The following is a 12,439-nucleotide window of genomic DNA, read 5'->3' as shown; positions in this document are numbered from 1 at the left end:
CTTTTTTTGTGTTAAAATCGAAAAATAGTCAAGGGAGGTATTATGAGAATAAAGGTATTGATTTTGATGCTTTTTTCATGCTTAATGATTTCTGGACTCGGATTTGCCAGTGATGCACTGGTAACCATAAACGACCAATTAATTGTTGATGAAGGTTTGGTTGTCGTGGAAAATGGTATTCCTTATGGTCTTGTTTCCGATTTCGCACAGAGAATGAACATCGAGGTTGAGTGGCTGCAAAATGCAAAATTAGCAGTATTAACTATTGATGGCGATTACCTAAGTTTTAAGATGGACTCGAATTTACTCATCATAAATAACAAAAGTTATGAAATGAAACACAATAGCTTTGCTGATAATGGCAGAATCTATATTCCCTTTGAGGTACTTGCTGAAAAGCTTGGTATCACATATCAGTGGGATGCTACATTATTACACATGACGATTCAAAATAGTGAACTAGAAGTATTGCCATCTGAAGTGAAAGAGCTAAACTATACTGACGATGATCTTTTGTGGTTATCTAGGATTATAGAAGCAGAAACCAGAGGCGGTTCACTAGATAAGAAAACTGCAGTAGCAAATGTTGTACTTAACAGGGTGAACAGCACACAATTTCCAAACAGTATCTACGAAGTAATCTTTCAAAGAAATCAGTTTCCACCAGCATATAAAAGTGGATTTATGACTAAGGTTCCATCTGATTTAAGTGTTGCAGCTGCTAAAAGAGCACTAATGGGTGTTGAAGTAGCAAAGGATTGTCTTTATTTTAATTACATTCCATTTGCAACAAAAACAGATAGTTTTTACAAGTTAATTGAAGGCGATTACTTCTATTACTAACAGAGTTTGCATCAAAATATTTAAAGCATGAAGCGATGCTGAAATTGGTATATAAACCAAATTCAGCATCTTTTTTTTTGTCATAATGTTTACACATCTATCAAAAAGGCATATAATAAAAACAGAACATACGTTCTAGCAAAGGAGTACTTATGGATGCTTTAGAAAAACTTCAAATCTTGGCAGATGCGGCCAAATATGACGTGTCATGCTCATCGAGTGGTAGTGATAGAAAAGCTGTTAAAGGCGCGCTGGGAAATGCTGCATTGCCTGGAATTTGCCATAGTTTCTCAGAAGATGGTAGATGCATCTCGCTACTTAAAATACTTTTTACAAATAAATGTATCTATGATTGTGCGTATTGTATCAATCGCAGCTCAAATTCAGCCATGTCTCGTGCAGAATTTACCCCGGATGAAGTTGTGGACTTAACCATTAGCTTTTATAGAAGAAACTATATAGAAGGGCTTTTCCTGAGTTCTGGCGTGGTTAGAAATCCTAATCATACGATGGAACTTCTTATTGCCGTTGTAAAGCGCTTGAGAGAGGTGGAACATTTCAATGGATACATTCACCTCAAGGGAATTCCTGGTGCGGATCAGCACCTTATAGAAACTGCTGGCCTTTATGTTGATCGTATGAGTATCAACATTGAACTTCCAACAACAAAAAGTTTAAGGCTACTTGCACCTGAAAAGAGTAGGTCGGATATGATTGCACCAATGGGGATGATTAAAGATAAAATAGAACAGAGTAAAGCTATGGCTAGCAGGTACAAAAGTGTCCCCTCTTTTGTACCTGCTGGTCAAAGCACGCAATTGATTGTAGGGGCCACAGATGAAGTAGATTTGAAAATCATTAAAATCTCTGAAGCACTATACAACAGAATGAAGCTTAAACGGGTTTATTACTCAGCATACGTACCGGTTGGAAAATCGGCAATAGTTCCTATGAATCAAGTACATTCACTACGGCGAGAACACCGGATTTACCAAGCTGATTGGTTACTCAGATTTTATGGGTTCACAGCAGATGAAATTCTTACAAGAGAAGATCCCAATCTGGATATGGAAGTTGATCCAAAATGCCAATGGGCGATTCGGAACCCACAACTTTTTCCTATGGAGATCAATAAAGTGACATTTATGGAGTTGCTTAGAATTCCAGGAATCGGAAATGTAACTGCAAGGAGAATTATTGCTGCGAGAAGGTTTGGTAACATAACTTTTGAAGGACTTGCTAAAATCGGAGTGGTCATGAAGCGTGCCAAATATTTTGTCACATGTAATGGAAAATACTATGGTGCAATTGATTTGGAGCCATGGAAGTTAAAGCAGATCCTTATTGATGCGCCTGGAAAAAAAGCAAATCAACTGACGATGGTTGAGCTCTTTCCACAAACATTTGGAGGTGATTTAGGTGGTCTATCTGTATGACGGTAGTTTTGAAGGTGCTTTATCAGCAATTTTTCAGATGTTTTACGATAAAGGTCCAGTAAAGGAAAATCAACTTAAGATAAGGGAGCTTTATCAATATCAGATATTTGATGAAGTTGTTGAAACATATACAGTTCCTGATCAGGCATCGAAAGTAGTTGCATCGGTCATAGAAACCTTTGGAGAAGAAGCTTTTAGAAGAATTGGTTACGCCTATCTATCTGAAGATCCTGATTTTGGTACAAAACTATACAGGTGCCTAAAGCGCGCTTATAAACTGGGTGGGCTTGGCATGGAGAACTACTCTGATGAAGCAATCATGGATCTATATAAATGTTACAACGCTGTAGCAAGAGAATCTCATATTATGCTAGGCTTAATTCGGTTTGCTGAACTAGATAAAGGGATTTTTTACGCTAGATTTGAGCCAACGTATGATCTTATTGGTTTAATGGTACCTCATTTTCAAGAAAGACTGAGTGATCAACTTTGGGTAATTCACGATACTAAGAGAAGAAAAGCTGCTTTCTACAATAAAGAAACGGTTCATTTTAGTGATCTTGACCCTATAGAAGACTTATATTATTCAAGCAAAGAAGAAAAGTATCAGAAAATGTGGAAGGCTTATTTTGATCATATCGCCATAGACGAGCGCAAGAATCCCAAACTACATCGGCAGATGATGCCAAAAAAATACTGGAACTTTTTAACTGAGAAAATGACTAAGTAAAATTTTACTAAAATAATTGATTTTATTAACTAATATGATATGATAAAGATAATTAAATTTTATGCATGTTAATTACTAGTGTTTGGAAGTTAAGCACGTGGTAAAATTAATATTATTTCAATTATAAGGAGAGTCATATGATATTGGTACTAGGTGGTGCGGGGTATATCGGTAGCCATGCAGTTAAGATGTTGATCGATGCCGGTGAATCGGTTGTAGTAGTCGACAATCTTGAAACTGGGCATATTGAAGCTGTAAACAAAGCTGCAAAATTTTATCAAATAGACATTAGAGATGAGCAAGCTTTTGATAAAGTATTTAAAGAGAACAAGATTGAAGCTGTCCTTCATTTCTGTGCAAATTCTCTCGTTGGTGAGTCAGTTGGACTTCCAATTAAGTATTTTGAAAATAATGTAGGTGGAACGATCAATGTTCTTAAGCTTATGGAGAAATACGATGTAAAAAAAATCGTGTTTTCATCAACGGCTGCTGTGTATGGAGAACCAAAAGTGGTACCTATCACTGAAGAAAACGAAACACTTCCAACTAATCCATATGGTGAATCAAAATTGATGATGGAAAAGATGTTCAAGTGGGCGGATAGAGCACATGATATTCGTTTTGTTTCGTTGCGTTATTTCAACGTAGCAGGCGCTGATCCGTCTGGAAGTATTGGTGAAGCACATGGTGTGGAAACACATCTTATTCCTTTGATTTTACAAGTTCCGCTTGGTCAAAGAGATTTCATAACTGTTTTTGGTGATGATTATCCAACAAAAGATGGTACATGCATACGAGACTATATCCACGTTGTAGACTTAATTGATGCACATTTAAAAGCACTAGCTTATCTAAGGGCTGATGGCTTAAGTCAAATTTTCAATTTAGGAAGCGGAGATGGATTTTCGGTTAGAGAGATTATCGAAGTAGCACGTCAAATAACAGGTCATCCGATCCCCGAAAAAGCAGCAGCTCGAAGAGCGGGTGATCCATCGACGTTGATTGCATCCTCTGAGAAAGCAACCGCTATCTTAGGGTGGAAGCCAAAACACACGCAAGTTGAGACGATAATAAGAGATGCTTGGGCGTTTCATAAGAGCCATCCAAATGGCTATAAGCCAGTTTAGGAGGGGTAAAAATGAAGATTCAAGCTTTAAAAGACAAATTTGAAGAGATATATGGTGAACCAAGTGAAAGTGTATTTTTTTCACCTGGAAGAGTTAATCTGATAGGAGAACATATTGACTATAATGGTGGTATGGTTTTACCTGTAGCGATAAATTTAGGGACATATGCAGTTTTAAGAAAAAGAGATGACCAAAAAGTAAATGTTATTTCACTCAATTTTGAATCACTTGGCGTAATGTCATTTGAACTGGACAAAATAAAGTATGATGCTGACTTAGATTGGGTAAACTATCCAATGGGGGTCTTGTATATATTGCAGCAAGAGGGATTTAAAACACCTTTTGGTTTTGATATGTTGTTTTTCGGTGATCTACCAAATGGTGCTGGACTTTCATCTTCAGCTTCAATTGAAGTACTTATGGCAACTATTGCAAATGAGTACTATGGATTAGGTTTAGAGGGTGTTGCAATTGCAAAACTTTGCCAAAAATCAGAAAATCAATTTAACGGTGTCAATTGTGGTATTATGGATCAATTTTCCATTGCTATGGGAAAAAAAGATCATGCAGTTCTTTTGAATTGTGATACGCTTGAATATGAGAATGTGCCTGCAACACTGGGTGATTATCGCATTGTAATTGTAAATACAAACAAAAAACGTGGTCTAGTAGACTCTGAATATAACCTTAGACGCACGGAGTGTGATACCGCATTTACAAAACTTCAATCTGCTTTTGATCTAAGAAAAATCACTTCTCTTTGTGATTTGACACCTACCGAGTTCTTATCTGTTTCTGAAGTGTTGACATCGGATTCTGTTTATAAAAGAGCTTATCACGCAATTGTTGAAAACCATAGAACCATCAAAAGTAAAGAAGCTTTAAATGCTGGGAATCTAGTGGTTTTTGGTGAGTGGATGTATAGCTCGCATGAATCCTTAAGCAATTATTTTGAAGTAAGTTGCAAAGAACTAGATCTTGTCGTGAAGCTCAGTCGTGGTCTCAGAGGCGTCTTAGGCGCACGTATGACTGGTGCGGGATTTGGTGGTTGTGCAATCGCGCTGGTTCATAAGGACCATTGTGCGTCATATCAAAAAACAATTGCTGATAAATATAAAGCCGAAACAGGTTTAGAAGCTGCATTTTATATAGCTCAAATTTCAGGAGGGACTGCACGTGTCGAATAAAAAATTCGAGTATGTTGAACAACTAATTGGATATGGAATTGAAAATGGTATGTTAAGTGAACTAGATGTTGAGATGGTGCGCAATGCACTGTGGAAGAGACTTCATATCGAAGAAAGTATCGACCTAGTGATTAGGCATCGCAAACAAACAGAAGATATCTACAGTCTGTTAAATCAGTTGACTATAGAAATGAAAGAAAGCGGTGAACCTTTAGATTACTCGTATCAAGAGGAGATGTTTCAATCTGAAATTATGGGACTTTTGATGCCAAGGAATTCAGAGGTTAATCACATATTTTGGTCACTTCATAGGGCGAAAACACACTTTGCTACAGAATATTTTTACAATCTTTCCAACGCTTCAACATATATCCGCATGGACAGAGTGGCTAAGAATGTGTCATGGAGGTGTCCTTCAGATTTTGGCGAGTTAGATATTACCATTAATCTATCCAAACCTGAGAAAGATCCTAAAGAAATAGCACTTGCCAAAACATTGGGATCTTCAGTTTATCCAAAGTGTCTTTTGTGTGTGGATAATGTTGGTTATCCAGGAAATATCAGTCATCCTGCTAGAAGTAACCATAGAATTATCGAGATGACGCTCGACAATGAACCATGGTATATGCAGTATTCACCATATGTATACTATACAGAGCATGCGATCGTACTATGTCGTGACCATAGAGATATGAAAATTACTCGAAATACTTTTATTAGGCTTTGCGATTTTGTCGACTTAGTACCTCATTATTTTATAGGCTCAAATGCAGACTTGCATACAGTTGGTGGATCGATACTGACCCATGATCATTATCAAGCTGGTAACTACGAGATGCCTATGATGCGTGCCAATATTGTTGATGTGATCAAACCTTCAACTGATGACGACTTGCGCATGGAAGTACTTGAATGGCCCTTATCCGTTGTAAGATTAGTAAGTGATGACCGTGAAAAAATCATTAACTGGTCAGCTTATCTACTAAAATCATGGATCAACTATTCTGATGAACAGTATGATTTGATAGCGCATACCAATGAACGTCATAACACAATTACACCAATTTTAAGAAAAGTAGGGAATACCTATGAGATGTATCTCGCGCTTCGTAATAATCGAAAAAATGAGATGCACCCAGATGGCATATTCCATCCACATACTGAACATCACCACATAAAAAAAGAGAATATTGGATTGATTGAGGTGATGGGGCTTGCAGTGTTGCCTGCGCGTTTAGATGCAGAAATTAAAGCCTGTATTGAAGAAATAATGAAACAAAAACAAGAGGTAGGTTTTGATGCTCATAAATTAGAGGCACAGCCGCAATTGCTTAAACATGTACCATGGTTAGTTGATCTGACGCCAGAAATCGAGGTGCTTTTGTTCCAAAAAGAAGCAACTGACGCCACTGTAAAAGTTGAACTCGAAGCGTTTTTTAAGAGGGAAGTTGGCAGGAAATTCGAATTTGCACTTAAAGATGCAGGTATTTTTAAAACAAGTTATGAAGGAATAAGTCAATTTCTCAGATTTAGTGAGGAGGGATATCATGCGTGTTGAAATAAACAAGCATGAAGAATTAAGTGTGTTGCTTGAGAAGAGAGTTGATTGCATCTCTTTATTTAACAATCAAGGGATGTCCATGAAGTTGTTAACCCATGGATGCTTGATGCTTGAGCTTAATGTACCTGATCAAAGTGGATTTTCAGAAAATGTCTTGATGACTTATGACGAATTGACAAAATTTGTAGATAATCCTATTTACTTAAATACTACGATAGGATTAAACGCCGGTAGATTGAAAGGTGGAGAAGTCACTATTGATGGTAAAGTCTATAAAAGTGATGTCAATGAAGGTGTTTGTAATCTACATGGCGGAAAAGATGGGCTTCACCAAAAAACATGGCAATATGCAGGTGAAGTGCTAGGCTCTGACTGGTGTAGCGTAAGTTTGAAATATTTTCATGAACACTTAAGTGATGGATTCCCCGGGAATATAGAGATTGAGGCTGTTTTCAAACTAACGGATGACAATCAACTTACCGTTCAATATTTTGCTAGATCAGATAGAGATTGTCATATTAATTTAACCAGCCATTACTATTTTAACTTGTCAGGCAATGAGAAAAACAAAATAGACGAACATTTACTGTTTGTAAATACGCAATATTACAAGGAACTCGATCAAAATGGATTACCGCTGGAACCTAAAATTCAGACTAAAAACTCAGCATTAGATTTTGCACAGTTTGCACCCATAGAAAATTCATACCGAAATAAAATTAAAGGTATTGATCATCCATTTTCCCTTGAAGATCCAGTCGATCATACAAAGCCTGGGATAATCTATCGTGATCCTGTGTCGAAGCGAAGTCTTTCGATTCAAAGTAATCAGCCGAGTGTTGTTATTTATACAAACAACATAGCTTACAAGAACCACTTAGGGATTTGTTTTGAAATGCAGCAGTTTTCAAATCAGCTTAATTTAGTTGAGGCTGGAATTGAGTATGTTCATGAAACGATTTATCAGTTCAATGCAAAATAGATTGGATCATATGGTTTTGTTTATCAAAATTTATAGTAAGAATTAAAAAGCGCTTTAAGCGCTTTTTTTTATTTGCACATTTCTGAATATTAAATTTATTTGATACAAAAATATTCGTATTTAACTTGACTGATGGTAGTATTTTTTATATCATTTATTTATACGAATGAATAAACGAAACTCACGAATAATATTCGGATTTAGGAGGAAGTATGAAAGTAGCTATTCTTATGGGCAGCGATTCGGATTTTCCAATTGTTGAACGTTGTATCAATGTACTGAAGAAGTTTGATGTCACTGTTGTTGCTAGAGTGTTATCAGCACATAGAACTCCGCATTTAGCAGTTGAGTTTGCCATGAGTGCTGAAGAAGAAGGCTTTGAAGTGATCATCGGTGCAGCAGGTAAAGCAGCACATTTAGCGGGTGTAATCGCAGGTGTTACTATATTACCAGTTATCGGAATACCTATAAAATCTTCTACGCTTGATGGCTTAGATTCACTATTGTCAATGGTTCAAATGCCAAGTGGTATACCAGTTGCAACTGTAGCAGTAGATGGCGCTGAAAATGCAGGGTTACTAGCTGTTCAAATCCTTTCTGTAAAATACCCGGAATTAAAAGAAAAAATGAGACAATATAAAAAAGACATGGCAATGGCTGTTGTTCAAAAAGATATATCAATTCAATCTAGATACTAGGGAGGCAAATATGAATAAGTTAGAGCAACTTTATGAAGGAAAAGCGAAGAAAGTTTTTAAAACAGAAGAACCAGATTATTATTTAGTTGAATATAAGGATGATGCTACAGCTTTTAATGGCGAGAAAAAGGGAAGCATCTTAGATAAAGGCGTTGTCAATAACAAGATGAGCGCCTTATTATTTCAGATGCTTGAAGAAAAAGGAATCCCAACACATTTCGAAAAACTAATAAGTGATAGAGAACAATATGTTAAAGCAGTGAAAATTTTACCTTTAGAAGTGATTGTTAGAAACATTGCAGCAGGTTCACTTGCCAAAAGACTTGGACTTGAAGAAGGCGTTGTGATGAAAGAAACGGTCCTTGAATTTTGTTATAAAGATGATGCACTAGGTGATCCCATGATTAATGATTATCATATATATGCTATGGAATTTGCTACAAAAGAGCAAGTTGAAGCGATCAAAGTAATGTCATTAAAAATCAATGAGTTACTATTGGCTTTTTTCTTAGAGCATGGGCTTAAACTGGTTGACTTTAAATTAGAATTTGGTCTTTTCAAAGGTCAAGTGATTTTGGCGGATGAAATTTCACCAGACACTTGTAGACTTTGGGACGCCGAGACAAACAAAAAGATGGATAAAGACCGTTTTAGAAGAGATTTAGGTGACGTAGAGCAAACTTATCAAGAAGTGTTAAGTAGAATCCAGGGATAACCTGTTGGAGGAATAAATGGACGAATTTTTGTCGTTAGATAAATTACATGAAGAGTGTGGCGTAATTGGTATACATGCACCGGGAATAGAAGGCATTTCACATATGCTTTGTTTTGGCCTTATTGCACTTCAACATAGAGGCCAAGAAAGTGCTGGAATCGCTGTATTAAAGGGCGATAAAATGCAGTACTACAAAGAAATGGGTTTGGTTCAAGAGGTTTTTAACGATGATATTCTCAATCGATTACCTGCAGATATCGGTATAGGACATGTAAGATATAGTACAACTGGTGAGAGTTATGTGTCTAATGCTCAACCGCTTGTTGTTAGATACAAGGGCGGAAGTATCGCACTTGCACACAATGGCAACTTGGTCAATGCAGTTGAAATTAGAAATAGATTAGAAGACGAAGGTTCTATTTTCCAGACCTCAATTGATTCAGAAGTAATCGCAAACTTAATTGCTAAAAACTATAATCTTGGGATGAAAGAAGCAGTCATAGAATCTGTTAAGGAAATTAAAGGTTCATATGCGCTGGTAGTGATGATTGATCATATGCTCATAGGTGTACGTGATCCAAATGGTTTAAGACCGCTTTCAATTGCAAAGATGGATGGTGGTTATGTACTTGCGTCAGAGTCTTGTGCCCATGATGTTGTTGGCGCAGAATTTGTGCGTGACGTAGAACCAGGGGAAATAGTGATTATTGATGAAAATGGTATTGAATCAATCAAATTTTCTCAGGGCTGTAGAAAAGCGATTTGTTCTTTTGAATATGTTTATTTTGCAAGACCAGATAGTATAATTGACGGTAAAGATGTCTATGAAGCGCGTGTTGAATCAGGACGTATTCTAGCTAGAGAAAACCCAGTAGATGCAGATATGGTCATAGCTGTTCCAGATTCGGGTATTGCAGCTGCAATCGGATATGCTGAAGAGTCTGGAATTCCTTATAATGTTGGGATGATTAAAAACAAATATATGGGACGTACTTTTATTCAGCCCGATCAAAAATCAAGAGAGTTAGCCGTCCGCTTAAAACTCAATGTCATGAAGAATACAGTAAGAGGTAAAAGATTGATTTTGATTGATGATTCAATTGTGAGAGGCACTACAAGTAAACGAATCGTCAATATGTTAAAAGCGGCGGGTGCAACTGAGGTTCATATTAGAGTAAGTTCGCCTCCGGTAACGCATTCGTGTTATTTTGGAATAGATACGCCTAATAGACAACATCTCGTAGGTGCGACGCATACTGTTGAAGAAATCAAAGAGATGGTTGGCGCTGATAGTTTGGCTTATCTTAGCAATGATGGACTTGTGAAATCAATTAACTTTGAAAAGTGCGGACTATGTACAGCATGCTTTGATGGTGATTATCCAATGGAAGTGCCAGAAGAAGCAGATAAATTTATGTTTGAGTAGTTAGCGCATACAATGGATGATTATAGATAAAACGAATAAAAGGATGATTGGAGATAAACATGTCAGTAGATAAGTTGACTTATGCCGAAGCGGGTGTTGATGTAAAAGAAGGAGCACGTGCAGTTGAGCTGATGAAAAAGCATGTCAAAGAAACATTTAATTCAGATGTTATCGGTGATTTAGGAAGTTTTGGCGGTCTTTTGAGATTGAGTGGTAAATTTGAGAGTCCCGTATTGGTTGCTGGAACAGATGGTGTAGGTACTAAATTAAAAGTTGCTTTTATGATGGATCAGCACGATACTGTTGGTCAAGATCTGGTTGCTATGTGTGTAAACGATATCCTTTGCCAAGGTGCAACTCCCTTGTTTTTCTTAGATTATCTTGCAACGGGAAGACTTAAGGCAGAAAGTGCTGCACTTCTTGTAAAAGGGATAACAGATGGATGTAAACTATCAAATATGCCACTTTTGGGCGGAGAAACGGCTGAAATGCCTGGATTTTACCAAGACGGTGAATATGATATGGCAGGTTTTGCTGTAGGTGTAGTGGATGAGAAAAACATTATTTCAGGCCAAAATATTGAAAGTGGAGATGTACTAATCGGTCTCGCTTCAAGTGGCATACATTCAAATGGTTATTCTTTGGTTAGAAAATTATTCTTTGATCGACTTGATATGACGGTTGAAACTTTTATCCCAGAAATAGGGACAACATTAGGTGAGGCTTTATTAACACCGACACGTATCTATGTCAAATCAATACTTTCGCTTCTTGAATCAGTTAAAGTTAAAGGCATGGTACACATGACTGGTGGTGGATTCTTTGAAAATATACCAAGAGTGATGCCAGAAGGACTCTGTGCTAATGTAACACTTGGTTCTTGGAAAATGCCTAAAATATTTGAGTATATATCTTCTCTTGGAATTGTTGAAAGTGATGATTTATACGGTACTTTTAATATGGGAATTGGTTATATTGCTGTTGTTTCAAAAGAAGATGTAGAAAAAACAATAGAAATTTTAAAAGCATGTGGTGAAGAAGTGAGTATTATCGGTGAAGTAGCAAAAGGTAACACGGGTGTAGCTTTATGCAACGCTTAAGAGTTGCGGTTTTAGTCTCTGGTGGTGGCTCTAATCTACAAGCGATTATAGATGCGACATCGACCCGTGGTTTAAAGGTTGATATTGCCTGTGTAATTTCAAACCGAAAAGAAGCCTTTGGGCTTGAAAGAGCCCGAAAATTCAGTATTGAAGATTATTATATTGGACTTGGCAATTACCCTGAAAAAGAGGCGCGGGATAATGCGCTTTTTGATACTTTGGTACGTGAAGAAATTGATCTTATCGTTCTTGCAGGGTACTTAGCAATATTGCCCCCAAAATTAATTAAGGCCTTTAAAGGTAAAATTATCAACATCCATCCTTCACTTTTGCCGAAACATGGTGGACATGGCTTTTATGGGATCAAAGTACATGAGTCTGTGATTAAGTCTGGAGATCCTATTAGTGGGGCGACGACGCATTTTGTAGAAGAAGGTATAGATACAGGTCGCATTATTTACCAGATGACTGTAGATGTAGAAAGGGAAGATACAGCCGAATTATTAGCAAGAAAAGTATTAAAAGTCGAACATCTTCTTATGGTAGAAACTTTAGAAGCGATTGTATCGGGGAAAGTGAAGATTGGCCTTGATGCAGATGAAAATATCCCTAAAATAATATAATTATTCATTTG

Annotated in this window: 12 protein-coding genes; all 12 read left to right on the top strand. The window is 37.0% G+C overall.

Annotated elements, in window-relative coordinates:
• The first annotated feature begins 42 nt into the window (after positions 1-42).
• Complete coding sequence (locus tag QE109_RS12490; RefSeq protein WP_281094867.1) at positions 43-843, top strand: cell wall hydrolase; 801 nt, start codon at positions 43-45, stop codon at positions 841-843.
• Positions 844-995: 152 nt separating this feature from the next.
• Entirely contained in the window at positions 996-2,279 is a 1,284-nt protein-coding gene (locus QE109_RS12485) for a putative DNA modification/repair radical SAM protein (protein ID WP_281094866.1), read from the top strand.
• Positions 2,263-3,009 (top strand): TIGR03915 family putative DNA repair protein, encoded by a 747-nt coding sequence (locus QE109_RS12480; RefSeq protein ID WP_281094865.1) that lies wholly within the window; start codon positions 2,263-2,265, stop codon positions 3,007-3,009. The genes QE109_RS12485 and QE109_RS12480 overlap by 17 nt, the downstream gene beginning before the upstream one ends.
• A 137-nt stretch (positions 3,010-3,146) precedes the next feature.
• Positions 3,147-4,136: a UDP-glucose 4-epimerase GalE gene (gene galE / locus QE109_RS12475; protein ID WP_281094864.1), complete on the top strand. Its 990-nt coding sequence runs from the start codon at positions 3,147-3,149 to the stop codon at positions 4,134-4,136.
• 11 nt (positions 4,137-4,147) lie between these two features.
• Positions 4,148-5,323 (top strand): galactokinase, encoded by a 1,176-nt coding sequence (locus tag QE109_RS12470; protein ID WP_281094863.1) that lies wholly within the window; start codon positions 4,148-4,150, stop codon positions 5,321-5,323.
• Positions 5,313-6,881, top strand: coding sequence for a UDP-glucose--hexose-1-phosphate uridylyltransferase (locus tag QE109_RS12465; RefSeq protein ID WP_281094862.1), 1,569 nt, complete (start codon positions 5,313-5,315; stop codon positions 6,879-6,881). Before QE109_RS12470 ends, QE109_RS12465 begins: the two co-directional genes overlap by 11 nt.
• A complete protein-coding gene (locus tag QE109_RS12460) occupies positions 6,871-7,866 on the top strand; it encodes an aldose epimerase family protein (RefSeq protein WP_281094861.1) in 996 nt (331 codons plus the stop codon). The genes QE109_RS12465 and QE109_RS12460 overlap by 11 nt, the downstream gene beginning before the upstream one ends.
• A 212-nt stretch (positions 7,867-8,078) precedes the next feature.
• On the top strand, positions 8,079-8,564 hold the full coding sequence (gene purE, locus QE109_RS12455; protein ID WP_281094860.1) for a 5-(carboxyamino)imidazole ribonucleotide mutase: 486 nt from the start codon (positions 8,079-8,081) through the stop codon (positions 8,562-8,564).
• A 10-nt stretch (positions 8,565-8,574) separates the two neighbouring features.
• Positions 8,575-9,279, top strand: a complete 705-nt coding sequence (gene purC, locus QE109_RS12450; protein WP_281094859.1) for a phosphoribosylaminoimidazolesuccinocarboxamide synthase — start codon at positions 8,575-8,577, stop codon at positions 9,277-9,279.
• Between the two features lie 16 nt (positions 9,280-9,295).
• Positions 9,296-10,705, top strand: a complete 1,410-nt coding sequence (gene purF, locus QE109_RS12445) for an amidophosphoribosyltransferase (protein WP_281094858.1) — start codon at positions 9,296-9,298, stop codon at positions 10,703-10,705.
• Between the two features lie 59 nt (positions 10,706-10,764).
• Complete coding sequence (purM, locus tag QE109_RS12440) at positions 10,765-11,805, top strand: phosphoribosylformylglycinamidine cyclo-ligase (protein WP_281094857.1); 1,041 nt, start codon at positions 10,765-10,767, stop codon at positions 11,803-11,805.
• Positions 11,793-12,428, top strand: a complete 636-nt coding sequence (purN, locus tag QE109_RS12435) for a phosphoribosylglycinamide formyltransferase (protein WP_281094856.1) — start codon at positions 11,793-11,795, stop codon at positions 12,426-12,428. Before purM ends, purN begins: the two co-directional genes overlap by 13 nt.
• Positions 12,429-12,439 lie beyond the last annotated feature (11 nt).

It is taken from the genome of Fusibacter bizertensis (genome assembly GCF_029914245.1).
GTDB classification, from domain to species: Bacteria; Bacillota; Clostridia; order Peptostreptococcales; family Acidaminobacteraceae; genus Fusibacter_C; species Fusibacter_C bizertensis.
The sequence above is the reverse complement of the archived record's forward strand: the minus strand, read 5'-3'. Positions and strand labels throughout refer to the sequence as shown.